The sequence below is a fragment of the Bifidobacterium sp. KRGSERBCFTRI genome (genome assembly GCF_025908335.1).
The window spans coordinates 93,869-118,613 of record NZ_CP109653.1; the positions used below are offsets into that span (position 1 = coordinate 93,869).

Sequence of the window (24,745 nt, forward strand, 5' to 3'; positions counted from 1 at the left end):
CCTATGGATTTCATGACCATACTTTCCAACATCCTGGGCGAGCTCTTCGCCCCGACCACGGCCGCATATGCGCTCGCCGCCATCGGCCTGAACATCCACTTTGGCATGTCGGGCCTCATGAACATGGGTCAGGCCGGCTTCATGCTGCTGGGCGCCTACGGCTTCGCCATCACGCAGATGAACGGTTGCGACCTGTTCACCTCGGTGCTCACGGCATTGGTGCTTGCCGCGATCTACGGCATTCTGCTCGGCATCCCGACGCTCAAGCTTGGGCCGGATTACCTCGCCATGGTCACGCTGGCGGCGGCAGAGATCATTCGCATCGTGGGCCGCTCCACGTCGCTCACCTGGCTCACCGGCGGTTCTGCCGGCATCGCGCCGCAGAACTTCACCGAGAAGTTCGAAAACGCCTCGCCGCTGCCGAACGGCTCCACCAAGTTCCTGCTGTGGACCTACAACAACAACATCGCGAACTCCTGGTGGCTGCGCATCGTGGCCTGGGTGCTGGTGGCGATTGCGCTGCTGCTGTGCTGGCGCTGGTTCCACTCGCCGTGGGGCCGTGTGCTCAAGGGCATTCGTGAAGATGAGAACGCGATCCGCTCGTTGGGCAAGTCGGTGACCAAGTACAAGATGCAGGCCCTGATCCTGGGCGGCCTGTTCGGCGCGATCGCCGGCATCGTGTTCATTCTGCCCCGTTCGCTCAACCCGGATTCGCTCGGCCGCACGGTCACGTTCTACACCTGGACGATCCTGCTGCTCGGCGGCGCTGCGACGATCATGGGCCCTGTGCTCGGCTCCTGCGTGCTGTGGGTGCTGCTCACCGCCGTGAAGGAGACGATGCGTGTGACGATTCCGACCACCGTGGTCTCCTCGAACCAGATCGAGGCCCTCGGCTGGGTGATCGTGGGCGTGGCGCTCATGCTGCTCGTGATCTTCCGCCCGCAAGGCATTCTCGGCAACAAGAAGGAGCTGGCGTTCAATGGCTGACACAACCGACAAGACAAGCGAGACCACGGCCGCCGGCTCGACGGCCACCGTGAAGGAACCGTTCTACGACATCGCGAAATGGGCTACGAAGGCGCCGGAGGGGGAGAAGCTCATCTCCACCGCCTACGGCGACAAGGTGACCGAAGACCTGCGCTACGTGAAGAACGAGCCCGGCGTGCACAAGCCCGACCCGATTCTGGTGGCTGACAACGTCACCCGTCGCTTCGGTGGCATGACGGCCGTGGATGTGCGGCATTTCGAGATCGAACGTCATGGCATCACGGCCCTCATCGGCCCGAACGGCGCCGGCAAGACGACGTTCTTCAACCTCATGACCGGCTTCGACACCCCGAACACCGGCACCTGGCAGTTCGACGGCAAGGACATGGCCCATGTGAACCCGGAGAAAGTGGCCCGCGGCGGCATGGTGCGCACCTTCCAGCTCACCAAGGTGATGAGCCGGCTCACCGTACTCGACAACATGATGCTGGGCGCGCAGAGCCACCCCGGCGAGGGCATGTTCCGGTCGCTGTTCCCGGGGGCGTGGAAGAAGCAGGAGAAGGAGAACCGCGAGAAGGCCGAGGCCCTGCTCGACCGCTTCCTGCTCTACAAGAAGAAGGACGACTACGCCGGGGCGCTCTCCGGCGGCCAGCGCAAGCTCCTCGAAATGGCCCGTGCGCTCATGTGCGACCCGAAGCTCGTCATGCTCGACGAGCCGATGGCCGGCGTGAACCCGGCGTTGAAGCAGAGCCTGCTCGATCACATCATCTCGCTGCGCGAAGACGGCACCACGGTGCTGTTCGTGGAACACGACATCAACATGGTGCGCCATATCGCCGACTGGGTCACCGTGATGGCCGAAGGCAAGATCGTGGCCGAAGGCCAGCCCAAGACGGTGATGGACGACCCGGCCGTGGTCGACGCCTACTTGGGCGCCCACGCCAACATCGACCTCGGCGACGACTCCGTACTCGAAGGATTGGAGGGTGGCAATGCCTGACACCGCAACACTGACCCCAACCGAGGCCCCCGACGTCTCGACGCTCGACCGCTCGCATATCCATGCGGGCGAGCCGCTGCTCGACGCCGACAATCTGGTCGCCGGCTACCTGCCGGGCGTCAACATCTTGAACGGCGCCTCGCTCACACTGCACGACGGCGAGATCGTGGGCATCATCGGCCCGAACGGCGCCGGCAAGTCCACGCTGCTCAAGTCGCTGTTCGGCCTCGTGCACATCCACTCCGGCAAGCTCACGCTCAAAGGGCAGGACATCACGAATCTGCGTGCCGACAAACTCGTCTCGCGGGGCGTCGGCTTCGTGCCGCAGACGGAGAACGTGTTCCCGAGCCTCACGATCGCCGAGAATATGCATATGGGCGCATACCAGGCGCCGAAGCTGTTCAACGAACGCTTCGACTACGTCTGCTCGATCTTCCCCAAGCTCGGCGACCGCAGGAACCAGCTGGCGGGCCAGCTCTCCGGCGGCGAGCGGCAGATGGTGGCGATGGGGCGCGCGCTGATGATGCAGCCGAGTGTGCTGCTGCTCGACGAGCCGAGCGCGGGCCTGTCGCCGATGATGCAGGACGAGACCTTCATTCGCGTGCGCCAGGTGAACAAGGCCGGCGTCTCCGTGGTCATTGTGGAGCAGAACGCGCGGCGTTGCCTGCAGATCTGCGACCGCGGCTACGTGCTCGACCAGGGGCGCAACGCGTACTCGTGCCGCGGGCGCGACCTGATGAACGACCCGAAGGTCATCTCGCTGTATCTGGGCAATCTGGAGGAGGAGGTCGAGAAAGAGAACAAGTGAAATAAAATGGAAACAATCTGTAAATGAAAGCATAATATTACTAGATATACTAATAAATATAACTAAATACTATAACTGAAGATGAAAAATATTATGAGATGAGAGATGTGCCGGCGAACGGCGGAGAAGAGAGAAGACTGAAATGCGACTGGCAAACAAGATGAAGATGTTGACGGCAATGACCGCGGCGGCACTGCTCGCGCTGTCGGGATGCGGCTCGTCGGGCGGCGCGTCCGGCGGATCGTCGAACAGCGTGGCGTCGAGCGGCGACGGCATGGTGATCGGCGCACTGCTGCCGCTCACCGGCACCCTCGCCTACCTGGCACCGCCGGAGGTGGCGGCGATCAAGCTCGCGATCAGCGACATCAACAAGGCGGGCGGCGTGCTCGGCAAGGACGTCACCGAGGTCGAGGCCGATACGTCGGACGGCGAGCATGCCGACCAGAACACGTCAGCCGCGCAGTCCGTGCTGTCGAAGCACCCGTCGGTCGTGATCGGACCCGCCGCATCGGGCGTCGTCAAGAACGTCTACAAGAGCATCGTCGCCGAGAAGATCCCAGTGATCTCAATGGCATCGACGTCGATGACGCTCTCCGGCATGGACCCGTACTTCTTCCGCACCGTCGCCCCGGATGCCGTGCAGGGCGCGGTGATGGGCGACCTCATCGCGCAGGACGGCGTGAAGAAGCTCGCCATCGCCTGCTTCAACGACGAGTACGGCACCGGCATGCGCGACATCATTCTGCAGAAGCTCAAGGATGCCGGCGTCGACGTGGTGTACGGCGAGAAGGACGCCTTCGACCCAGCCGAGACGAACTACTCGTCGATCGCGACGGCGATCAAGAACTCCGGCGCCGACGCGACGCTGATCATCTCGTACGATCAGGCGACGCCGCTGATCAAGGCGCTGGCCTCCGCCGGCGTGGACACGCACAAGCTCTATCTAGTCGACGGCAACACCGTCGACTACTCGAAGACCTACGACGCCGGCCTGCTCAAGGGCTCGAAGGGCACCATCCCCGGCACCCATGTCGACGACAAGTTCAAGTCCGACCTCAAGGGCACCGGCACCGACATCTCCGACACCACATACGCCGCCGAAACCTACGACGCAGTGATCCTCGCCGCGCTCGCCGCCGAACAGGGCGGCAGCACCAGCGGCGAGACGGTCGCGAAGAACCTCTCCTCGGTCTCCGGCGCCGACGGCGGCGAGAAGTGCGAGAGCTTCGAGGCCTGCAAGGCGCTCATCAAAGACAAGAAGAAGATCCAGTACTTCGGCAAGACCGGCATCGGGCCCTTCAACAAGAACAACGACCCGAGCTCGGCGAACATCGGCATCTTCGAGTACGACGGCAACAACGTCAACGTCTTCCAGGACATGCAGAGCGGCGACGTGCCGACCGAGTGACTTACCATCCCTCTCCTCTATACGAAGGGCTGCCCACAAGGCGGCCCTTCGCTGTTTTTGCGGGTCGGGCGCCGACCTCAGCGACGGGTGGTGGCGCGCTCGTGCAGCGTCACCGGGATGATCGTCATGTTGGCATCGCCGTCCGTGGCATCCGGGCGTTGCGGCGAAGACTCGATCCCGTGTTCCACGCACGCGGCGATGGTGTGCGCGATCTGCCTGAAATCCTGGGCGACCGTGGTGAGCGGCATGCCGGCGCAATCCGCGGCGAGTGTGCCGTCGTAGGCGATGATCTGCACATCACCGGGCACCGCGATCGAGCGCGAGACCGCCTCCTGCACGGCGAATGCGGCGGCGAGATCGGCCCCCACGAACGCATCCATGTCCGGGTATGTGTCGAATGCCTCGCGAACCGCACGCCGCACGCCGGCGATGTCGAACACCTCGCCCGACTCGATGTACGTGTGCGCAATCCGCGCTTGGGAAAGGCGGTCTTCCAACGTCTGTACATAGCGGACGGTGGGGAAGGTGGAGTGGTCGCCGAGGTCGGTGAATTGCGCGCGCGGGCCGCCCACCATGACCACATGGTGCGCGCCGGTGCGCACGAGGAGTTCTGCGATGAGCTCGCCGCCGTGCACGTGGTCTGAACTCACCTGAGTGATCCCCGCCCCCAGATTGCGGTCGAAGGCGACCACCGGGCGGTCGATCGCGCGCCAATACTGCGGGTCGTGGGTGGTGTGCGCGGCGACGACCAGCGCGTCCAGACTGTGCCGACGCAGCATGTCGACGTACTGCGCCTCGCCGTTCGCGGAGTCGGCGGTGGAGCACAGCATCGTCTGCAGACCGCGGTCCGCGAACTCGTGCTGCAGGTGCGCGGTGAGCGTGGCGAAGAACGGGTGCTGGATGGTGGGCACGATGACGCCGATGATGTCAGTCTTGCCGTGGTAGAAATTGCGCGCGAGCTCGTTGGGCACATAGTCGAGCTCGCGCATGGCCTGCTCGACCTTCTCGCGCATATCGCGTGAGACATAGCCGGTGCCGTTGATCACCAGCGAGACACTGCTCACCGAGACGCCCGCCCGTTTCGCGACATCGCGCATGCCGACCATGTTCGCCTCCTCATTTTCTGCTCCGTGCGCTATCGCCCGCGGTATCGAACCGGTTTGACGAGCACTATCCGATTGTATGTGCAGATTTCGTCCTCCGGCAACCGCGTTTCGGCAGAGCGCGGTGAATCGTCGAATATCGAACCGGTTTGATACGCCGAGAGCAGAGCGCTTGCATGCGCGTGAAGAATGAGGTAAAACAATACTCGAACCGGTTCGATACGGCAGCTCGCGCAACGATGAAGCTTCAGGCAGACGCATCGCCCCGGAGATATCCCGAAGACGTGATAGACGAATCCAGGAGGAGCCATGAAGAACAAAGTTCAGCTGATCACCTATGCGGATCGCTTGGGTGACGGCAACCTTGCTTCGATGACCGACATTCTGCGCACGCGATTCGACGGCGTGTACGAGGGCGTGCACATTCTGCCGTTCTTCACCCCGTTCGATGGCGCGGACGCAGGCTTCGACCCGATCGACCACACCAAGGTCGACGCCCGCCTCGGTGACTGGGATGACATCGCCGAGCTCGCCAAGACGCATGACATCATGGTCGATGCCATCGTCAACCACATGAGCTGGCAGTCCAAGCAGTTCCAGGATGTGCTCGCGAACGGCGAGGATTCCGAGTACTACCCGATGTTCCTCACGATGAGCTCCGTGTTCCCCGACGGCGCGACCGAGGAGGAGCTCGCCGGCATCTACCGCCCGCGCCCGGGCCTGCCGTTCACCCACTACAGCTTCGCCGGCAAGACCCGCTTGGTGTGGGTCACGTTCACGCCGCAGCAGGTCGACATTGACACCGACTCCGCCAAGGGCTGGGAATACCTGATGTCGATCTTCGACCAGATGAGCAAGTCGCACGTCAAGTACATTCGCCTCGACGCCGTCGGCTACGGCGCCAAGGAGGCCGGCACCAGCTGCTTCATGACCCCCAAGACCTTCGAACTCATCTCGCGACTGCGCGAGGAGGGTGCCAAGCGCGGTCTGGAGATTCTCATCGAGGTGCACTCGTACTACAAGAAGCAGGTGGAGATCGCCGCCAAGGTGGATCGCGTCTATGACTTCGCGCTGCCGCCATTGCTGCTGCACTCGCTGTTCACCGGCAAGGTGGACGCGCTCGCGCACTGGACCGAGATTCGCCCGAACAATGCGGTCACCGTGCTCGACACGCACGACGGCATCGGCGTCATCGACATCGGCTCCGACCAGCTCGACCGTTCGCTCAAGGGTCTGGTGCCCGACGCGGACGTCGACAACATGGTCGAGACGATCGCGAAGAACACCCATGGCGAGTCGAAGGCCGCAACCGGCGCCGCCGCTTCGAACCTCGACCTCTACCAGGTGAACTCCACATATTATTCGGCGCTCGGCTGCAATGACCAGCATTACATTGCCGCACGCGCCGTGCAGTTCTTCCTGCCGGGCGTTCCGCAGGTGTACTATGTGGGCGCGCTCGCCGGCGAGAACGACATGGAGCTGCTCAAGCGCACGAATGTGGGCCGCGACATCAACCGCCACTATTACACGACCTCCGAGATCGACAAGAACCTCGAACGTCCGGTGGTCAAGGCCCTGAACGCGCTCGCCAGATTCCGCAACGAGCTGCCGGCGTTCGACGGCGACTTCAGCTACTCGGTGGGCGATGACGAGTCGATTGCGTTCTCCTGGAACGGTTTCGGATCCTCCGCTACGCTCACGTTCACGCCGTCCAAGGGCATGGGTGTCGAGAACCCACAGTCCGTCGCCACGCTCGTCTGGACGGATTCCACTGGCGAGCACCGCACCGACGACCTCATTGCGAACCCGCCCGTCATGCAGGCGAGCTGATGCGCGGTTCCCGATAGAGATTCCAGATATTTTCAGATTCCCGGAAAAGAGAAATCATGGTTGACGAACAAGACACCCACGGAGGGAGCGCGCCGTCGACGGGCTCGAACGGCTACATTCGCCCGGGCATCGACGACCGCCCCGACTTCGACAAGGTATTGAGCCAGGAAGACAAGGAGAACATCTCCCGTCTCACCGCGCCGATGCCGAAGAAGCGAGCCGCCGACAGCAGTGTGGGCGACGAGCAGGTGCAGGGCACCAAACTCGCCACCGATTCGCAGGCCGTCGGCTCCGGCATGGCGGCGCTGGCCGCGGTGGACACGGCGGTGCCGGACGAGGCGTCCGCATTCATGGACATGCGCGATCCGATGGTCTCGGCCGACGGCCACCGCCCGACCAAGGCCGAACTCGTGCGCTTGGGCATCGGCTTCACCGTTTCCGCAGTCGCCTGCGCGATTCCGTGGGTGGCGCTGAGCACCGTCATTCTGCCGCGTGTGTTCGAGCTGATTGACAACTCGAGCAAGGAAGCCATGCTCGGCTTGGTCAACTCGATCGGCGCGATTGTGGCATTGCTGGCGAACATCATCTTCGGCACGCTGTCTGACATGACGCGCTCCCGCTTCGGCAAGCGCACGCCGTGGATCGTGGGCGGCGGCATCATCACCGGTCTTGCCATCGGGGCCATCGCATTCACGCGCAACGAGGCGTTGATCATCTTCCTGTGGTGCGTCGCCCAGATGGGCTACAACATGATGCTCGCGCCATACGTGGCCGTGATGTCCGACCGTGTGCCCGACAAGGTGCGCGGTACGATCTCCGGCTTCTACGGCGCCGGCATCGCCGTCGGCCAGACGCTCGGCTCGGTCGTGGGTGCCGCGTTCCTGCGTCAGGGGCAGTCGGGACTCTTCTCCGCATGGATGATGGGTCTGGGCATCTTCAGTCTCACCGGCATCTTCGTCGTCGCCATGTGGCCGCGTGAGAAGTCGAGCCGCTTCGAGGAGCAGAGCGAGCATGTGACCGTGAAGTCCGTGCTCCTGAACTTCCGGCCGCCGCGCCACGCCCCCGACTTCTACTACGCGCTCGTCGGCCGCACGCTCATGATGGGCGGCTACTGGATGATCACGACCTACCAGCTGTACATTGCGCAGGACTACATCTACGCCGGCGATCCGAATGCGAAGGACAAGGCGGCTACGATCATCGCCACCATGGGCGTGATCACGCTCGTCGTCTCGCTGATCGCCGCCGTCACGGCAGGCCCGATCACCGACCGTCTCGGCAGGCGCAAGCTGCCGGTGGCGCTCGCAAGCTGCCTGTTCGCCGTCGGTGCCGCGATGCCGCTGTTCTTCCGCTCGCCGATGGGCATGTATCTGTTCGCCGCCGTCGCCGGCCTCGGTTACGGCGTCTACAACGCGATCGACCAGGCGCTCAACGTGGCCGTGCTGCCGAATCCGAAGGAAGCCGGCAAGGATCTGGGTATTCTCAACCTCGCCAACACGCTTTCCACAGTGATCGGCACGGCAATGACCTCGCTCGTCGTCTCCATCGTCAAGAGCTCGATGCACGTCTCCACCACGCCCGCCGTCGCCTACGCATGGGTGTTCGGCGTCGCGATCGTGATTGTGCTCGCCGCGGCCGCACTCATCATGCGCATCCGCAACGTCAAGTAATCCCTTACCTCTCTCCAGACCGCAGGCCGGCAGCGTTCGCGTTGCCGGCCTGTTCCATATCACCTTGTGTTTCGAACGCTTTTCCGCGTTCATGCGAGCGTAACGCGGCGCTCACGCGCTCGGTTTGTGGCGCACGTAATCTGCAGACAGATTCACGCAAGAAGTCTAGGGATGTGAATCGAAACCACCGCTTCGCCTGCTTGCGAAGAGTTGCATTCGCAGATTCGCGCGGGCAAGAGATCAGAGAGAGGAAACGGTGATTGCAATGAACAATGCGAAAATCAAGTCATGGATGGTCACGGCGACGGCAATGGCCGCGGCGGCGATGCTCACGCTGTCGGGCTGCGGCTCGGGCGCGGAAAGCAAGGCGGACGCCGACGAGGCCACGTTCACGGCGGCCGGGCTCCTCCCGCTCACCGGCTCCATGGCATATTTGGGACCGGCGAACATCGCGACGATGAAGCTCGCACAGAACGACATCAACGCGGCCGGCGGCGTGCTCGGCAAGGACATCGATATCGTCTCGGCCGACACCTCGGACGCCGACCACGCGGACCAGAACACGTCGTCGGCGCAGTCGGTGCTCGCCAGGGAGCCGTCGGTCGTGGTCGGGCCGCCGTCGAGCTCGGTGGTGAAGAACACGTTCAAGCAGGTGACGTCGTCGCAGGTGCCGATGATCTCGTCGGGCGCCACATCCACCGCGTTCTCGGGTCTCAACGACTACTTCTTCCGCACGATTCCGCCGGACACGGTACAGGGCGTGGTGCTCGGGCAGATCATCGTGCAGGATGGCGTGAAGAACCTCGCCATCGCGGTGTTCAACGACGAGTATGGCACGTCGCTGCGTGACGTGGTGGCCAAGACCGTCGGCGATGCCGGCGTCAACGTGGTGTATGGCGAGAAGGAGACCTTCGACCCGACCGAGACGAGCTTCTCGTCGATGGTCACGAACATCAAGTCCACGAAGCCGGACGCACTGCGATAGTCGGCTACGCGGAGCCGGATGCCGACGCGCTGTTCGTGCGTCTGGCCGACGAAGCGTACGCACTGGGTGCGGCCGAGACCGCCGACACCTACCTGAACATCGACGCGATGGCGAGCGCCGCCGTGCGCGCACACGCCGACGCCGTGCATCCGGGGCACGGATTCCTCGCCGAGAACGCCGACTTCGCTCAGGCCGTGATCGACGCGGGAATGGTGTGGGTGGGGCCGAAGCCGGAGACGATCCGCGTGCTCGGCTCGAAAGTCGCGGCGCGCCGGATCGCCGCCGAAGTGGTCGAGTTCGCACGCGAACACGGCTTGCCCATCGCGATCAAGGCGGTCTACGGCGGTGGGGGCCGTGGCCTGAAGGTGGTGCACGAGCCCGACGAGGTGGCGGCCGCCTTCGAATCGGCAATGCATGAGGCCGAGGTGGCGTTCGGCAACGGCGATTGCTTCGTCGAGCGCTTCCTCGCACGGCTATGGCATGTGGAGGTGCAGGTGCTCGGCGACCAGTTCGGCACCGTGCTCGCCGTGGGCACGCGCGATTGCTCGCTGCAGCGGCGCAACCAGAAGCTCATCGAGGAGGCGCCCGCACCGTTCCTGGCTGCCGAGACCGTGCGGGAGCTCGAGCGCGCCGCGGTGGCGATCTGCTCACGCGCGCACTACGAAAGCGCGGGAACGGTGGGGTTCCTCGTCGACGACGGCACGATGAGCTTCATGGAGGTCAATACGCACATCCAGGTGGAACACCCCGTCACCGAGGCGGTCACCGGCGTCGATCTCGTGGCCGCCCAACTCGCCATTGCCGAGGGCGCGCCGGTGGAGGCGGTGCCCGGGCTTGAATCCGGCGTCACACCAGAGCCGCGGGGGGGGGCATGCGATGGAATTCCGCATCAACGCCGAAGACCCCTCACTCGGCTTCGTGCCGTTCCCCGGCGTCGTCGAAAGCCTGCAGGTGCCCACCGGCCCCGGCATCCGCTTCGATTCGGGCGTCGCGGCCGGCGACTCCATCTCAAGCCGTTACGATTCGATGATCGCCGAGCTCATCGTCAAGGCCTCCACGCGCGCCGAATGCCTGCGCAGAGCCGAACGCGCGCTCGCCGAACTGCACATTCACGGCGTGCCCACTGTGGTGCCCTTCGACAAGGCGGTGCTCGAATCAGCGGATTTCGGCGCGGGTGCAGACTGGAGGGCCGACGACGATGTGTCCAATGCGAATTTCCGCGTGTACACGCGCTGGATCGAGGAGGAACTGCTGCCGAATCTGCCCTCGGAAACGCTTGAGGACTGGCGTCGCGCCGGCGAGCGGGCGATGGGCGAACGCCGGCGGGCCGGGTAATCCGGGGGTGGATTCAGGCCTGCTCGCCGCACGGCTCGGCGGCCTCTCCCGTCCCGCGCCCACATCGGACGCCAACACCGCGGCGGACGGCACGCCGGTCACGGCGGAACTCGGCGGCACCGTGGTGCGTTGGCTCGCCGACGACGGCGCCCCGGTGCGCGAAGGCGACCCGATCGTCGTGCTCGAGGCGATGAAGATGGAACGCGAAGCGCTTGCGCCGGCACCGGAACGCTTCATATCACCGTGCCGGTCGGCGAGCAGGCGGACTACGGCGCCGTGCTCGGCACAATCGACTAGCGGGCGCATCTGCACACGGCAATCGGCAACCGAACATTCATCGAGGAGAATATGGGCAGCATCACGGACTGGAGTAAATACCCACGCATCTCACGCATCGCCACCGCGGCGGCCGCCGACGTGGGACGCGGGTCGGAAACACTGATGACCTATGTGCGCGGCGACCTGTTTCGCTCGGCACGCCATCTTGCCCTCGGCACGGAGCAGCCGCGGCGTGCTCGACGCGAGAACCGGCGCAAAACTAAGCGACCCGCACGCGCGCTCGTCGTCACCGGATTCTACATTCCGCAGGCGCAGCAGCCGGCCGCCGAAACGGACGGACCGCTGGGCGCACTCGAAGTGTGCATGGCACTACGCGCGGTGGGCGGCGACGCGTGGCTCATCAGCGACGAACATTGTGCGCCGGTCATCTGCGCGGCGGCGGGCGATCTGCTCCCCGAGGACCGCGTGCTCATCGCGCCGCATGCGAAACCCGAATTCGACGCATGGTTCAACATGGTCATCGATCTGGTGAAACGCCACGGTATAGACACGCTCGTGTTCATCGAACGCGTCGGGCCGGCGCGCGACGGCAGACCGCGGAACATGCGCGGCGTCGACATCGCCGAATGGACGGCCCCGCTCAGCCAGCTCGCTTTGCTTGAATTGCATACGATAGGCGTGGGTGACGGCGGCAACGAGATCGGCATGGGACGCGTGGCCGATTATGCGATCAGCGGCGTGGTCGCGCACGGCGAGAGCATCGCATGCACGGTGGCGGCAGACCAGCTCGTCGTCGCCGGCACGTCGAACTGGGGTGCGCATGCGCTCGTCTGCGCCATGCGCGCGCTGGGATGCCCGCAGGTCGAGCCGTACCTGGAACCCGATTGGCACCGCGCCGTGCTCGACGCAATCGTCGCGGCGGGCGGCCTCGATGGCGTGCATATGACGAACGTGCCCACGGTGGACGGGCTCGACCCGGCGCGCTATTTCGGCACGGTCGCCCAGCTGAGCGCCTTCGCCAGGCATTAGGTAATCCGAACCAGCGCCTGGGTGGCAGAATAGAGAACGGCGAATTCACTCGGCGTTCATCGAACGCCGGGCATGGCGCGGCGGCGAGCGGTTACTGTGGGAAATATGAGTAATGAGAGCAAGAACAGCAATGATTCCGCAGTGCCGCAGTCGCAGCAATCGGAACCGCAGACCCCGCGTACGTTCCCGAAATCGAACTATATTCGCCCCGGCATTGACGACCGGCCCGATCTCGACAAGGCGCTGAGTGCCGAAGACAAGTCGGCGGTCGCGCGCTTGGCCGTGCGGCAGAAGCCGGTCACCGCACCGCCCGCCGCCACACACCCGGAGGTGCAGGCCGCCGCGCTCGCCGATGCGGCCGGACTGTCTCACCCGGCCTCCGACGAGCCGATTCCCGACGTGGAATCCGCGTTCTTCGACCTGCGTGATCCGATGGTCGATTCCACCGGCTACCGCCCGACGCACACGCAGGTGTTGCGCATGAAAAGCGGCTTTGCCGCGGCGTCGCTGCTGCTGTCGTTCGCCATGGTCGCGCTCACCGTGGTGCTTGTGCCGCTGCGACTCGACGAATTCGGCGGCGCTTTCGACGGCACCGTGAATCTGGCGGTGCTGATTGGCGTGGGCATTGTGGTCGCGATGTTCATGACGGCATTCGCCTCCGCGATGTCGGACCGCACGCGAGCTTCTCTGGGGCGTCGCACACCCTGGCTCATCGGCGGCACCGTGGTCGCCACACTGTTTGCATTCGCGCTGTCCGCATGCCATACGAACGTCGCGATGATTCTCGTCTGGGTGTTCATGCAGCTCGGCTATGCGGTGATGGCGATGGCGTGCTCCGCAATGGTGGGCGAGATGGTGCCCGACAAGTTCCGTAACGCGGTGGCCACGTGGCGCAATGTCGCCATGTTCGCGGGGTCGCTCGCCGGCGCTGCATTCGCCGCTGGCATGGCAGACCATGTCGAGGCCGCGATGGACATATGCGCCGGTGCCATACTCGCCGCCGGCGTCGTCGTGCTGTTCGTGCCGCCGCGCGAGCATTCGAGCGAATACCTGCACGTCACTCCGCTCGACGAAGACAAGCTGCTCGTGGCCTTCCGCGCGCCGCAGGGCGTGAGGCACTGGGGCGTGATCGCCGTGATCCGCCTGCTCGTCTCGGCCACGCTCGCCGTCTCGATCACGTACGTGGGGTTCCTGGTGCGCTATGAGCATGGGGTGCATGCCCCGAATTCACTGCAGTACACGGCGGTGACGATTGCCGCCATGGCCGTGGTGGCCTATGTGCTCGCCGCGATATCCTCCGTGCTGCTCGACCCGATCACCAGCCGATTCTCCAGTGCCAGGGCACCGCTCGCCCTCGCGTCGACCGTCATGCTTCTCGCGTCGATCTGCGGCATCGCGATGCCCAATCGCGCCGGACTCATATTGTTCGCCGCATTCGGCGGCTGCGCGCTGGCCATGCTCGATTCGCTCGCGCAAACCCAGGCGCTTCATGCGATCGAAGATCTGCAGCACACCGGCCATGTGCTCGCCGTGCTGCACAGCCTCGACAGTGTGGGCAGACTGCTCGGCGTCGTCGTCGGCGCGATTGTGGTGGTTGCCGCAGACGCATTTGCCCCGCTGTTCATTGTCGCCGGCGTGCTGGCGTTGGCGCTGCTCGTCGTTGTGCTCTGCACCTCCTCGCGTCTCGCCGACTGACGGGGTCTCCGGCGCGCGCTCAGAGCGTTCGTGGGTAATTCGGCATGCGGAAATACATTCGCGTTTCGCCGTTGAATCCTTCGAACCCCAATGAATCGTAGAACATTGTCAGATTGCTGTTCAGCGGATCCACCACCAGCGCACGTATGCCAATCGTCAGACTGAGCTGAAGCGTCCTGTCGACCGCGTCGCGGATAAGCGCCTTGGCCAATCCCCGGTGTTGGAAGTGGTTGGCAACCGCAAGTTGCCCGAGGAGCGCCGCCGGTACCAGAATTGGGGAATTCCTGCGCATCCACGGCGCATACGTTTCGTCGCGTGCGACCGTTGTGGAGCTGAGCGTGTACACGCCGGCGAGCTCGTTCGTCTCATGATCGTAAGACAGATACAATGCGGCGCTTCCATTTTTGTTGGAGGCGTTGGCATGGTGCTTCAGCCAGTCGTTGATCTGCTGTTCCCCGCAGTCGAATCCGGTGAAGTCGACAGGGCACTGGGCGCGTTCCGGGCGAGTGAATGGCATCGCGGTCATGCCCATTCCGGCTGATATGCGAGGAACTGCTGCTGTTTCTCGGTCAATGGCCTGTCCAGATTCTCGACGAACCTGTCGAAGGCCTCATCTGATAGGCGAATGATGGCGTTGGCGTGCAGGTCGCGTTTGGCGTCGTTGATGAGGTTGTTGATGCACCAGGTGGTGAGGCGAGATCCCGTCGCAGCGCTGGCCTGTTCAATGAGTCGTTTTTCCTCTTCGGTGAGTCGCATGTCGATGCGGGCGGTTCGTGTCATGGTTGCCATGACAATATTGTACGGCATTACGCCGTACATTTCAAAATCTCAGCAGCGGGCCTGCGTGATGATGTAGGCGGGCCAGAACGTCGAGATGAGGGCGAAGCGAATGTAGTAGGCAGAGGGCTCGTAATCTTCGGTCCAGAAGGTGAGCAGATGGGGGAGGGCAAACCAGATTGCGAGAAATACGGCGACGCAAGGGGCGATAGTGCAGGCGCGGGCGAGCGGGGTCTTATCGCGCTCGAGGCAGGCGGCAAGCGCCGGGAACGGGAGAACGACGCATAGGATCCACAATCCCAGTGAGCAGCTGGCTATTGTGATTTCGCGATGCCGCTGAATCGGCGTGGCCGGACATGGACTGATTGGCGCGCAATCAGGAGGATTGTCAGGAGCGTTGTTTTCGCTGCCAACGAAGGCGCACCATCCCCGAAACAGCACGGGAGGGATGTCGAGGAAGAAGACGATGCCGCGAATCCATGACAGCGCGACCGAAGGTTTGCGGAAGCGTGAGGTGGTGCGAGCTGGTGCCGATGGCACGGGAGCCTGTGATGTAGGTGAGGTCATAGGTGTGCGGTGGGATTCATCGGGCATGGAACGAGTGTAGTGTATGGAGATGGCGTGCGTCGCCCTAGCTGTGCGCACCCATGATGCCACTGGGCGATATGGCTTGTTATGTCTATGCATTGAAAGCAAAAGTGCCGCATTATATCTCGCTGACCAGATTCGAAAATCTCACTATATGGACACCTCGTGCGCTCGGTCGCAGGCCAGGGAGTAGGTTCTAACCCAACACGGCGCCGCGGCAAGCGCGCGCCGCGCACAGCAACGCAAACGGATACGCGGAAAGGAGGCTCGCGATGAGTGAGACCATGGTCGCACGACTGCAGATTGTACGAATTATTATCTCGCCATCGGCGAGCTGATTCGTATACCCAGAATCCAGCCCTGCCGATGTGGCAGGGCGACGCACATGACATCTCGAACCCTGCCGAAGAGCAGGGTTTTGCATATCGCAACACAGAAAGAAGGAGATTCATGACCGCGGTCGAAACGGAAACGGAAGCGGGGCGCCGCGCCCCGGCGCTGGCGGGGGAGCGCGCGCATGCGCTCAGACGGGCGGGAAAGTCGTCGGTGGGCACGATCATCGCCGCCTCGATGGTGGGCACGACGATCGAGTTCTACGACTTCTACGCCTATGGCACCGCGGCGGCGAACTACTTCCCGCGCGTGTTCTTCTCCGATGCGACGAACCCGACCGTCGCGCTGCTGCTCTCGCTCGTCACTTTCGCCGTCGCGTTCCTGGCCCGCCCGGTGGGCTCGCTCATCTTCGGTCATTTCGGCGACTCGATCGGCCGCAAGGCGACCCTCGTCGTCTCACTGATGACCATGGGCGTCGCGACCTTCCTCATCGGCTGCCTGCCCGGCTACGACATGTGGGGCGTGTGGGCCGTGCTCGCATTGTGTGTCTGCCGGTTCGTGCAGGGCATCGGACTCGGCGGCGAATGGTCGGGCGCCGCGCTCGTGGCCACCGAGAACGCGCCTGCGAACAAGCGCGCGCTGTATGGCTCGTTCCCCGAGCTTGGCGCGCCGATCGGGTTCTTCCTGTGCAACGGCACCTATGTGCTGCTCGAGCTGTTCAACGATGACGCCGCGATGCTCGCATGGGGCTGGCGCGTGCCGTTCCTGCTCTCGTCGCTGTTGGTGGTCGTAGGACTGCTCGTGCGTGTGCACATGGAGGAGACCCCGGCATTCCGCGCCGCGAAGCAAGACCAGCGCGTCGTCAAGGCACCTGCGCTCGAGGTGTTCCGCACCAGCTGGCGGCAGGTATTGCAGGCCACGTTCCTCGTCGCCGTCACCTACACGCTGTTCTACACGCTCGCCACATGGTCGCTCGCATGGGCCACGAAGAGCGATGCGCAGGGCGGCGGTGGACTCGGCTTCTCCACCAAGGAGTACATGACGATGCTCATGGTCTCCGTCTGCGTGTTCGCCCTGTTCATCGTGCTCTCCTGCGTGTTTGCAGACCGCATTGGCCGCCGTCGCGTGATCATCGGCTCGTCGGTCGCGCTGCTCGCGTTCGCCGCATTGTTCCCGCTGCTCATGAACCGCGCCGTGGTCGGCGTGCACAACACCGCCGCCGCAATGCTGTTCCTGTGCCTCGGCTTTGCGCTGATGGGCATCGCCTTCGGTCCGATTGGCGCATTGCTGCCCGAGCTATTCAGTGTGAACGTGCGCTACACGGGCTCCGGCATCGGCTACAACATCGCCGCAATCGTTGGCGCGGCGTTCGTCCCGTCGGTCGCCACATGGCTGTCGTCGCACTGGGGTGTCGGCTCGGTGGGGCTCTATCTGGGCGTCATGGCGCTGTGCTGCCTGGTGGCGATCTTGACGTGCCGTGAGACCAAGAACGTGGATTACATGCAGTGAACATATGAATCCTTGGAATCCGTGTGAGAGGAAAGGAGTTCGGCAGGGCAATAGGAAACAGTCCGATAGGGATAGGCAATACGTAATACAAAATGTCCAGAATATGGTCAATCTATCTCCGCGGTAATCAATGATCTATGGACGAATGCCCGGTATTTTCCAAAAGAAACGGAGGGCGTTCCAAAACGCGGCACCGCCGGTATCCAAAAGATGGACGCGATGCGGGCGTGCGTGGAGATTTCGGTAAGATGAGATTTCAGTTTTGGGGACAAAATCTCCAACACATAGGGATTACAGACGCCACCGCCCGAGCGGGCCAACACGGCGCGACCGGCGCGGCGGCAGACAACATCAAGCATGGGCATGGGCTAGGAGGCCCACGCCGAACACAAATAAAAGGAGTGTGCCACATGGCAGCACAGATCTGGTACGAAGACGACGGCGATCTTTCGGTTCTCGACGGCAAGAAGGTCGCAATCATCGGTTACGGCTCGCAGGGCCACGCGCATGCGCTCAACCTGCGTGACTCCGGTGTCGACGTCGTCGTCGGCCTGCGTCCGAACTCGAAGTCCGTGGAATTCGCCAAGGAGCAGGGTCTGGAAGTCAAGAGCGTTCCGGAAGCCGCTGCCGAGGCCGACGTCATCATGATCCTGGCCCCTGACCAGTACCAGAAGGGAATCTGGGAGAACGACATCGAGCCGAACATCAAGCCGGGCGCCGCCCTGGCCTTCGCACACGGCTTCAACATCCACTACGGCTACATCAAGCCGAGCGAGGACCACCCGGTCTTCATGGTCGCCCCGAAGGGCCCAGGCCACATCGTCCGCCGTGAGTATGTCGCAGGCCGTGGCGTCCCGGTTGTGACCGCAGTCGAGCAGGATCCGCGCGGCGACGGCTGGGATCTCGCACTGGCTTACGCGAAGGCCCTCGGTGCACTGCGCGCCGGCGCCATCAAGACCACGTTCAAGGAAGAGACCGAAACCGATCTGTTCGGCGAGCAGAACGTGCTGCTCGGCGGCGTGAACAAGCTCGTCGAAATGGGCTTCGAGGTACTCACCGACGCCGGCTACCAGCCGGAGATCGCCTACTTCGAGGTGTGCCACGAGCTCAAGATGATCGTCGACCTCATGAACGAAGGCGGCCTGAACAAGGATCGCTGGAGCTGCTCCGACACCGCTCAGTACGGCGACTACGTCAGCACCGTCATCGACGAGCATACCCGTGAGCGCATGCAGTACCACCTGCAGCGCATTCAGGACGGCTCCTTCGCCAAGGAGTTCATGGACGACCAGGCTGCCGGCGCCCCGAAGTTCAAGCAGCTGCAGGAGGAGTACTCCAACGTCCGCATCGAAGAGGTCGGCCCGAAGCTGCGCGCCATGTTCTCCTGGAACAACGACGCCGCGAAGGACGCCGACGAAGCCAACTCCTTCACCGGCAAGATCGCCCGCGCCCAGGTTCAGTGAGCCGCGTGCGGTGCGTCCGCGCATGAAGCCGTGAGCTTCGCATCTGTCAAGGTGGGGCATGCATAGGCATGCCCCACCTTTTGCGTTCTCCTGCATTGAGCGGCCTTCTGCACTGAGCGTTCTCCCGCCGTGGCGCAGTTTGCGGAAGTTTCCGTGAACCGCGCCGCAAAGCAACTCGCGCGCGGTAGTTTTCGCGGATGCTTCCGTTTGTTTGACCGCAAATGAGGGCAAAAGTGGTAATTCTTTCGGATGATTCCGTAAGCTGTGCCGCGGAGGTGTCTGCAAACGGCATGGTTTTCGGATGGTTCCGTGTGTTTGGCCGCCGATAGACGCAGTGACGGCATATCTTTCGGACGCGTCCGTGTGCTATGCCGGGGCGCGGGCTGTACGTAGCAGATTTCGCGGATGCTTCCGTAAGCTGTGCCGCGGAGCGGTCTGCAAACGGCATATCGTACGGAAGACTCCGTGAAATAGACCGCGTATGCCCGCATGCATGGTGGATTACCCGGAAGTTTCCGAGAAACGAGCCGCAGTCATAGCTGCGGCTGCCCGAGACGCGCGCCGGTGACCGCAGTGATCTCGGCAACCACGGCAGCCGCGGCATACAACCGGAGCATAGGCGGCAATGACCGGGCTACTTGGCGAACGGGAACGCGGGCAGGCCGTCGTCGTTGAACAGTGGTGCCGGACCCCAGCTGCGCCAGGCATAGCGCGCGTGGGTCGGCTTCGGCACCTCCGGTGAGAATAGGTGCACGACGCGCATGTCGCTGCCGAGATCGTCGCTCGGCTCGATGCGCGCGTGTGCCGGGACGAACTCGGAGTCCGCACTCGCGGCGATCTCGAAACCGGATTCGCCGGCCTTGCGCTCGGTGCTTTCGGCAATGTCCGCAATCGCGCGCATGGAATCCGGCGTCGTGCCGTGCCAATGGAGTCCCTGCGCATGGTTGAACGTGGCGACCATCTCGCCGCCGCCCTCGCTCACCTGCAGATCGACGAGCTCGGGGCTGGCACAGGGAATCTGCAGACCGTAGACGTCGTGCAATGCCGTGTCGCCGAGCCGCATGCCGAGCGTGCGCTTGTCGACGGGGTGGATGTTGTCGAATTCGCCGCAGTCCATGGCACAGACGATGTTCGTGTGCGGTGTTTCACGTGCAACAGTGAACTGTTCGTCGCGCAGTACCGGCCAACGCAGCGGATCATGTTCGGCGTTGGCCGCGGCGATCCACTGCGGCAACTGCACCACGAGGAACGGCAGCGCATCGTCATGCCATGTCGTGCGCCATTCCGCAATCAGACCGCGCAACAGCTCGCCGTACCCAGCCGCGTTGAGTTCGTCCTCCTCGCCTTGGTACCACAGGATTCCGGCAAGCGTATACGGTGCCACGCGGCGGATCATCGCCTCGTACAGCGCGTACGGCCTGCGCTCGGCGAACGGCGTGACTGGCGGCGGCCATGGGCACGGGCCGAGCATCGCGTCAATCTGCGGCTGCGAATAATCCGGGTGTTCCTCCTTGACGGCGGCGACGTCGGCGTTCCACTTGTCGAACACCTGCTGCCAGGCGGTCTGCGCGGCGAGCATCTCCTCATCCGTCTTGCCGGCAATCGCGTCACGATATGCCTGTAGATACTTACGCCCGAGCCCGGTTTGCTCCAGCAGATGCTCGCTCATCCATGCGCTGATCGACGTGCCGCCGATGTAGCAATCCACGACGCCGACCGCAATGCCGTTCGCCAGCGCGTCGCGCAGCTGCTTGCCGAAGTAGTAGCCGATGGCGCTCATGTGGGCGACTTGCGGCGCTTCGGCGGTCTGCCAACCGGACGCGGATTCCGTGGCCAGATTGACCCGCGCGGACTTCGGCGTGTTGTAGAAGCGCAGCAGTGGGTCGTGCGCGTCGGCGACGGCCTCCTTGCCGAATTCGCTGTTGTGCAACTCGAACTCGATGTTGCTTTGGCCGCCGGCGAGCCAGACTTCGCCGACCATCACGTCGTGGAACACGAGCTCGTCGGCGCCGCATCGCACGCGCAATGCGAGTGGTCCGCCTGCCGGCAGCGCGGGCAATGTGAGCATGAACGTGCCGTCGCCGTTCGCATGGTTTTCAGATTGCGCGATCTCCTGTCCGCGCGCATCGGTGAGGAATGCGGCGACGACTTCTCCAGCGGGTGCCTCGCCGAATACGGCGATCGGCTTGCCGCGCTGCAGCACCATGTGGTCGCTGAATATGGCGTCCACACGCAGATTGCCGCTTCTGGTGCGGTCGTGCGCGCCGTCGTTGTCGCTGGTAGGTTCGGCCATTCCCGATGCCCCCGGTGCGATGCCGGTCACAGTTGTCATGTTGTGTCTCCTTATGCGTCTGAAAGCGTTGTCGATGGTTTCTCGGTCCCCACCCTCTCGGCGCTGTTGTGCAGGGCGCCCGGGCGCGGTCTCGTCACTGGATCGCAAGCGCCCTTTACGTTCCTCAACCCCGCCCGGCCGCCCTGCACAGCAGCGCCGGTTCGAGGCGGAATGCATGGTGGGGCAGGGGGGGCTTCGTGACTCGATCCGTTCCTCAACCCTGTCCCTCCGCCCGGCATGACGACACCTGTTTCAGACGTTCTGGATATTCGCTGGTTAGGTCGGAGAGCGGGTGGGTCGTACCGGTGGTTCCCTGAAGGTCGGCTGGGTAGGGTTGAGGAACGTAAAGGGCGCTTGCGATCCAGTGACGATGCCCTACCCAGCCGACCTTCAGGGAACCACCAAGGGGTGAGTCTCAGTGAACTATTGCCACAGCTCTGCGCCGAACGAATCGATGTAGGCGACCAGTTCGCGCGCCATCTCTTCGTCCTCGGCAATGCGGGGGTGCCCCGGGGTGCCAGTTCCTGCGCGCGAATAATCGAAGTGCGTAATCTGCGGATTGTCGAGCTCGCTCACCACTTCGTCGATCGCGCGGTCCCAGTTGCGGTCATGCTGCAGCACGGTCGTCGTGCAGATGATATGCGCATCCGGGTACCGTTCGAGCAGATCGCCCAGGAACTCGGCATAGCGGGCGCGCCAGTTCGCGGCCTGCTCGCCGGTGTAATCTGCGGCCATGAAATCGTACGGGTGCGAATCATTCTGGCCGAGCGCCACAATGACCACCTGCGGGTCGTCGTCGCGGAAATCCCAGTCGGTGGGCTCGCCGAGCGCGGGATTGTACTGCACACGATCCCAGATGCTCTCCATGCCGAGGTAATCGGGCGCGTTGAACCAGCCGATGCCGTCAAGCAGCGGTGCGCCGCCTTGTGAGATGATGCGCAGGTCGGCACCCAATGCGCGGGCGGCGATGGCATCGTAGGCGAACCATGAGTTGCTGTAGGCGCTCAGATCTTCGTCCGGGTCGGCCTTGCCGGTGCAGAGCACGGCCTCGTTGCGCTCGCCGCAGCTCACCGAGTCGCCGTACACCTCGATGCGGCGTGTGCTGGCGGGTTCGGCAGGTGCGAGAATCTGCGCGTCGTCGTCAATCTCCACGCCGGCGAACTCCATGTAGTGCATGCCGCCATCTTCGCGCTTGAATACGATTGCGCGGTGCTCGATGTTCGGCAAGTGGCTTGCAATGCGAATGGTGAGCATGCCGTCTTCCCCCACGCTCACGGCGGCGTCGGGCTCGGGTTCGACGGGCGACGGCACACGCACGCTGAACTGGGTGTTGTCGATGATCACACCGATGCGCGTGTGGCCGTAGTTCCAGAAATTGCGAAGACGCACGGCGAGGGAGGTGCCGGTGAAGCGGAACCGCGCCTGCGTGTAGGGGAACACCCACAGCGGCAAGTGGTTCTTCGATTCGCCGATGCGTCCCATCGTGCGGAAAGCCGGATTGAATGCGTCAATGAATTGCATGCTGCTCCTTATGTGTCTCTGCTGTGCCGATTATATGCCTATTCTCGCGGTGTCGCGGCCCTCACTTTGCTGCGAAACTCTGTTGCGAACTCTGTTACGGGCCAAGTTTGTGCGTACGGGCTAGGATTTTCGGTTACGGGCTAGGGCATCTCTGCCTTTTCGTGAAAAACGGGTAGTCGGAAACCGCCATGTTCCAATGATCCCGTTTGCCGGGGCCCCGACTTTCTTTAGCCTGTAACGCAAAATCGTAGCCCGTACGCACAAACTTGGCCCGTAAGCAAGAAGTTAGCCCGTAAGAGATGGGGAATCTGGCCCGTAACGGATGGAAGAGAGCGGGGGGGATGTGGAAGATTGTTGGCGATGCGCGTGTTGCGGGCGGTGTGGAGGGGAGGAGCATGCTATATTTGGCATATGCTGACTCGAGAGTAAGTAAATGAATGCCGGAGCAGATCCGGGATTTGCGCGGGTCTGTGCTCGGATGCGACGTGTATTGTGTCGGATGTATCGACAGGAGGAATCAGCAATGACGATGACGTTCCCGAAGGGCTTCCAGTTCGGCACCGCGACTGCCGCCTACCAGATCGAAGGCGCGGTGGACGAAGACGGCCGCACGCCGTCGATCTGGGATGTGTTCTCGCACGCCCCGGGCCGCGTGCTGAATGGCGACACCGGAGACAAGGCCGACGATTTCTACCACCGCTGGCAGGACGATCTCAAGCTCGTGCGCGATCTCGGCGTGAACGCATACCGGTTCTCGATTGGCGTGCCGCGCGTCATTCCCACCCCGGACGGCAAGCCGAACGAGAAGGGCCTCGATTTCTACGAGCGCATTGTCGACCAGCTGCTCGAATACGGCATCGACCCGATTGTGACGCTCTACCATTGGGATCTGCCGCAGTATCTGAACGAAGATCCGTACCGGGATGGCTGGCTGAACCGTGAGACCGCGTTCCGCATGGCGGAGTATGCCGGCATTGTGGCCAAGCGCCTCGGCGACCGTGTGCACACCTACACCACGCTCAACGAACCGTGGTGCTCGGCGCACCTGAGCTACGGCGGCACCGAGCATGCCCCCGGCCTGGGCGCCGGCCCGCTCGCGTTCCGCGCCGCCCATCACCTGAATCTGGCACATGGTCTGATGTGCGAGGCAGTGCGTGCCGAGGCCGGAGCGAAGCCGGATCTCTCGGTGACGCTGAATCTGCAGGTGAACCGCGGTGATGCGGATGCCGTGCACCGCGTGGATCTCATTGCCAACCGCGTGTTCCTCGATCCGATGCTGCGCGGCTACTACCCGGACGAGCTGTTCGCAATCACCAAGGGAATCTGCGATTGGGACTTCGTGCATGACGGCGATCTCAAGCTCATCAACCAGCCGATTGACGTCCTGGGGCTTAATTATTACTCGACGAATCTGCTCGCCATGAGCGACCGCCCGCAGTTCCCGCAGAGCACCGAGGCCTCCACCGCGCCGGGCGCCAGCGACATCGACTGGCTGCCTACCGACGGCCCGCACACGCAGATGGGGTGGAACATCGACCCGGATGCGCTTTATAACACGCTGGTTCGCCTGAACGACGACTACGACCACATTCCGCTCGTCGTCACTGAAAACGGCATGGCGTGCCCCGACGAGGTGGAAGTCGGCCCGGATGGTGTGAAGATGGTGCACGACGACGACCGCATCGACTACCTGCGTCGCCATCTCGAGGCCGTCCACCGCGCGATCGAGGAGGGGGCGAATGTCATCGGATACTTCGTGTGGTCGCTGATGGATAATTTCGAGTGGGCGTTCGGCTACGACCGCCGCTTCGGCCTGACCTACGTGGACTACGACACCGAGGAGCGCATACGGAAGGACAGCTACAACTGGTACCGTAACTTCATCGCCGAGCACTCCGCCAAGTAGCGGGTTCGGGCGCGCCGGGCGCGGGTCATGCAATGTCTGTGGATATGCACATGTATGAGCATGCACAGACGAGTTGCATATTCGCGCCCGGCTCGTTTTGATTTCAGGATGTGGACGGCGCGTCGCCTGAAGCGATTAACTATTTGGGATTACTTGCAGAGAATCTCACCCAGTTTTGTGTGACGGT

General features: G+C 63.3%; 21 protein-coding genes and 1 pseudogene. 15 read left to right on the forward strand and 7 right to left on the reverse strand.

Annotation, left to right across the window (positions count from 1 at the left end):
• The first annotated feature begins 3 nt into the window (after nucleotides 1–3).
• From OGI63_RS00405 to OGI63_RS00420, 4 genes are all read left to right on the forward strand, one after another.
• Nucleotides 4–987, forward strand: coding sequence for a branched-chain amino acid ABC transporter permease (locus OGI63_RS00405; protein WP_004218422.1), 984 nt, complete (start codon nucleotides 4–6; stop codon nucleotides 985–987).
• On the forward strand, nucleotides 980–1,987 hold the full coding sequence (locus OGI63_RS00410; protein ID WP_004218423.1) for an ABC transporter ATP-binding protein: 1,008 nt from the start codon (nucleotides 980–982) through the stop codon (nucleotides 1,985–1,987). Before OGI63_RS00405 ends, OGI63_RS00410 begins: the two co-directional genes overlap by 8 nt.
• A complete protein-coding gene (locus tag OGI63_RS00415; protein ID WP_004218424.1) occupies nucleotides 1,980–2,795 on the forward strand; it encodes an ABC transporter ATP-binding protein in 816 nt (271 codons plus the stop codon). Before OGI63_RS00410 ends, OGI63_RS00415 begins: the two co-directional genes overlap by 8 nt.
• A 142-nt stretch (nucleotides 2,796–2,937) precedes the next feature.
• Nucleotides 2,938–4,203: an ABC transporter substrate-binding protein gene (locus tag OGI63_RS00420; protein WP_004218426.1), complete on the forward strand. Its 1,266-nt coding sequence runs from the start codon at nucleotides 2,938–2,940 to the stop codon at nucleotides 4,201–4,203.
• A gap of 77 nt (nucleotides 4,204–4,280) precedes the next feature.
• Here the strand turns inward: OGI63_RS00420 and OGI63_RS00425 are convergent, their stop codons facing one another.
• Entirely contained in the window at nucleotides 4,281–5,309 is a 1,029-nt protein-coding gene (locus OGI63_RS00425; RefSeq protein WP_004218427.1) for a LacI family DNA-binding transcriptional regulator, read from the reverse strand.
• A gap of 306 nt (nucleotides 5,310–5,615) precedes the next feature.
• Between OGI63_RS00425 and gtfA the strand changes: the two genes are divergently transcribed.
• From gtfA to OGI63_RS00465, 8 genes and pseudogenes are all read left to right on the forward strand, one after another.
• The gene (gtfA, locus tag OGI63_RS00430; RefSeq protein ID WP_004218429.1) at nucleotides 5,616–7,136 is read left to right on the forward strand and encodes a sucrose phosphorylase; all 1,521 of its coding nucleotides are present in this window, start codon (nucleotides 5,616–5,618) and stop codon (nucleotides 7,134–7,136) included.
• A 56-nt stretch (nucleotides 7,137–7,192) separates the two neighbouring features.
• Entirely contained in the window at nucleotides 7,193–8,806 is a 1,614-nt protein-coding gene (locus OGI63_RS00435; RefSeq protein ID WP_004218430.1) for an MFS transporter, read from the forward strand.
• Between the two features lie 265 nt (nucleotides 8,807–9,071).
• On the forward strand, nucleotides 9,072–9,791 hold the full coding sequence (locus OGI63_RS00440; RefSeq protein ID WP_004218431.1) for an ABC transporter substrate-binding protein: 720 nt from the start codon (nucleotides 9,072–9,074) through the stop codon (nucleotides 9,789–9,791).
• Between the two features lie 29 nt (nucleotides 9,792–9,820).
• Nucleotides 9,821–10,552, forward strand: a pseudogene (locus OGI63_RS00445) (biotin carboxylase N-terminal domain-containing protein); the annotation flags it as partial.
• Nucleotides 10,553–10,667: 115 nt separating this feature from the next.
• Nucleotides 10,668–11,126 carry a Carbamoyl-phosphate synthase L chain, ATP-binding protein gene (locus OGI63_RS00450; protein WP_004218435.1) on the forward strand — a complete coding sequence of 153 codons (459 nt, stop codon included), beginning with the start codon at nucleotides 10,668–10,670 and terminating at the stop codon, nucleotides 11,124–11,126.
• 154 nt (nucleotides 11,127–11,280) lie between these two features.
• Nucleotides 11,281–11,568: a hypothetical protein gene (locus OGI63_RS00455; RefSeq protein ID WP_229155994.1), complete on the forward strand. Its 288-nt coding sequence runs from the start codon at nucleotides 11,281–11,283 to the stop codon at nucleotides 11,566–11,568.
• Nucleotides 11,475–12,434, forward strand: coding sequence for a DUF4392 domain-containing protein (locus OGI63_RS00460; protein WP_004218436.1), 960 nt, complete (start codon nucleotides 11,475–11,477; stop codon nucleotides 12,432–12,434). Before OGI63_RS00455 ends, OGI63_RS00460 begins: the two co-directional genes overlap by 94 nt.
• 105 nt (nucleotides 12,435–12,539) lie before the next feature.
• Nucleotides 12,540–14,129: an MFS transporter gene (locus OGI63_RS00465; RefSeq protein WP_004218438.1), complete on the forward strand. Its 1,590-nt coding sequence runs from the start codon at nucleotides 12,540–12,542 to the stop codon at nucleotides 14,127–14,129.
• Between the two features lie 19 nt (nucleotides 14,130–14,148).
• On the opposite strand, the gene OGI63_RS00470 is transcribed toward OGI63_RS00465, so the two are convergent.
• Genes OGI63_RS00470 through OGI63_RS00480 form a run of 3 tightly spaced genes read right to left on the reverse strand, consistent with a single transcriptional unit; the run spans nucleotide 14,149 to nucleotide 15,500 of the window.
• Nucleotides 14,149–14,655 (reverse strand): GNAT family N-acetyltransferase, encoded by a 507-nt coding sequence (locus OGI63_RS00470; protein ID WP_004268958.1) that lies wholly within the window; start codon nucleotides 14,653–14,655, stop codon nucleotides 14,149–14,151.
• Nucleotides 14,652–14,918, reverse strand: coding sequence for a DUF1778 domain-containing protein (locus OGI63_RS00475; protein WP_225557005.1), 267 nt, complete (start codon nucleotides 14,916–14,918; stop codon nucleotides 14,652–14,654). The genes OGI63_RS00470 and OGI63_RS00475 overlap by 4 nt, the downstream gene beginning before the upstream one ends.
• A gap of 39 nt (nucleotides 14,919–14,957) precedes the next feature.
• Nucleotides 14,958–15,500, reverse strand: a complete 543-nt coding sequence (locus OGI63_RS00480) for a hypothetical protein (RefSeq protein WP_162287275.1) — start codon at nucleotides 15,498–15,500, stop codon at nucleotides 14,958–14,960.
• Between the two features lie 444 nt (nucleotides 15,501–15,944).
• Between OGI63_RS00480 and OGI63_RS00485 the strand changes: the two genes are divergently transcribed.
• Entirely contained in the window at nucleotides 15,945–17,336 is a 1,392-nt protein-coding gene (locus tag OGI63_RS00485; RefSeq protein WP_004218444.1) for an MFS transporter, read from the forward strand.
• Nucleotides 17,337–17,443: 107 nt separating this feature from the next.
• On the opposite strand, the gene OGI63_RS00490 is transcribed toward OGI63_RS00485, so the two are convergent.
• Nucleotides 17,444–17,695: a hypothetical protein gene (locus OGI63_RS00490; protein ID WP_148291942.1), complete on the reverse strand. Its 252-nt coding sequence runs from the start codon at nucleotides 17,693–17,695 to the stop codon at nucleotides 17,444–17,446.
• A 51-nt stretch (nucleotides 17,696–17,746) separates the two neighbouring features.
• Here OGI63_RS00490 and ilvC point away from each other — a divergent pair, with 51 nt between their 5' ends.
• The gene (gene ilvC / locus OGI63_RS00495; RefSeq protein WP_004218445.1) at nucleotides 17,747–18,799 is read left to right on the forward strand and encodes a ketol-acid reductoisomerase; all 1,053 of its coding nucleotides are present in this window, start codon (nucleotides 17,747–17,749) and stop codon (nucleotides 18,797–18,799) included.
• Between the two features lie 634 nt (nucleotides 18,800–19,433).
• On the opposite strand, the gene OGI63_RS00500 is transcribed toward ilvC, so the two are convergent.
• Nucleotides 19,434–21,131 (reverse strand): sialate O-acetylesterase, encoded by a 1,698-nt coding sequence (locus OGI63_RS00500; RefSeq protein ID WP_004218446.1) that lies wholly within the window; start codon nucleotides 21,129–21,131, stop codon nucleotides 19,434–19,436.
• A gap of 423 nt (nucleotides 21,132–21,554) precedes the next feature.
• Nucleotides 21,555–22,652 carry a GDSL-type esterase/lipase family protein gene (locus tag OGI63_RS00505; RefSeq protein ID WP_004218447.1) on the reverse strand — a complete coding sequence of 366 codons (1,098 nt, stop codon included), beginning with the start codon at nucleotides 22,650–22,652 and terminating at the stop codon, nucleotides 21,555–21,557.
• A gap of 523 nt (nucleotides 22,653–23,175) precedes the next feature.
• Here OGI63_RS00505 and OGI63_RS00510 point away from each other — a divergent pair.
• Nucleotides 23,176–24,558, forward strand: coding sequence for a GH1 family beta-glucosidase (locus tag OGI63_RS00510; RefSeq protein ID WP_004218448.1), 1,383 nt, complete (start codon nucleotides 23,176–23,178; stop codon nucleotides 24,556–24,558).
• Nucleotides 24,559–24,745: the final 187 nt, after the last annotated feature.

Bases quoted from the DNA above. Each gene is read 5' to 3' on its own strand.
- OGI63_RS00405 (WP_004218422.1), top strand. From the start codon at position 4: ATGGATTTCATGACCATACTTTCCAACATCCTGGGCGAGCTCTTCGCC.
- OGI63_RS00410 (WP_004218423.1), top strand. From the start codon at position 980: ATGGCTGACACAACCGACAAGACAAGCGAGACCACGGCCGCCGGCTCG.
- OGI63_RS00415 (WP_004218424.1), top strand. From the start codon at position 1,980: ATGCCTGACACCGCAACACTGACCCCAACCGAGGCCCCCGACGTCTCG.
- OGI63_RS00420 (WP_004218426.1), top strand. From the start codon at position 2,938: ATGCGACTGGCAAACAAGATGAAGATGTTGACGGCAATGACCGCGGCG.
- OGI63_RS00425 (WP_004218427.1), bottom strand. From the start codon at position 5,309: ATGGTCGGCATGCGCGATGTCGCGAAACGGGCGGGCGTCTCGGTGAGC.
- gtfA (WP_004218429.1), top strand. From the start codon at position 5,616: ATGAAGAACAAAGTTCAGCTGATCACCTATGCGGATCGCTTGGGTGAC.
- OGI63_RS00435 (WP_004218430.1), top strand. From the start codon at position 7,193: ATGGTTGACGAACAAGACACCCACGGAGGGAGCGCGCCGTCGACGGGC.
- OGI63_RS00440 (WP_004218431.1), top strand. From the start codon at position 9,072: ATGAACAATGCGAAAATCAAGTCATGGATGGTCACGGCGACGGCAATG.
- OGI63_RS00450 (WP_004218435.1), top strand. From the start codon at position 10,668: ATGGAATTCCGCATCAACGCCGAAGACCCCTCACTCGGCTTCGTGCCG.
- OGI63_RS00460 (WP_004218436.1), top strand. From the start codon at position 11,475: ATGGGCAGCATCACGGACTGGAGTAAATACCCACGCATCTCACGCATC.
- OGI63_RS00465 (WP_004218438.1), top strand. From the start codon at position 12,540: ATGAGTAATGAGAGCAAGAACAGCAATGATTCCGCAGTGCCGCAGTCG.
- OGI63_RS00470 (WP_004268958.1), bottom strand. From the start codon at position 14,655: ATGACCGCGATGCCATTCACTCGCCCGGAACGCGCCCAGTGCCCTGTC.
- OGI63_RS00475 (WP_225557005.1), bottom strand. From the start codon at position 14,918: ATGGCAACCATGACACGAACCGCCCGCATCGACATGCGACTCACCGAA.
- OGI63_RS00480 (WP_162287275.1), bottom strand. From the start codon at position 15,500: ATGCCCGATGAATCCCACCGCACACCTATGACCTCACCTACATCACAG.
- OGI63_RS00485 (WP_004218444.1), top strand. From the start codon at position 15,945: ATGACCGCGGTCGAAACGGAAACGGAAGCGGGGCGCCGCGCCCCGGCG.
- OGI63_RS00490 (WP_148291942.1), bottom strand. From the start codon at position 17,695: ATGCTTGATGTTGTCTGCCGCCGCGCCGGTCGCGCCGTGTTGGCCCGC.
- ilvC (WP_004218445.1), top strand. From the start codon at position 17,747: ATGGCAGCACAGATCTGGTACGAAGACGACGGCGATCTTTCGGTTCTC.
- OGI63_RS00500 (WP_004218446.1), bottom strand. From the start codon at position 21,131: ATGACAACTGTGACCGGCATCGCACCGGGGGCATCGGGAATGGCCGAA.
- OGI63_RS00505 (WP_004218447.1), bottom strand. From the start codon at position 22,652: ATGCAATTCATTGACGCATTCAATCCGGCTTTCCGCACGATGGGACGC.
- OGI63_RS00510 (WP_004218448.1), top strand. From the start codon at position 23,176: ATGACGATGACGTTCCCGAAGGGCTTCCAGTTCGGCACCGCGACTGCC.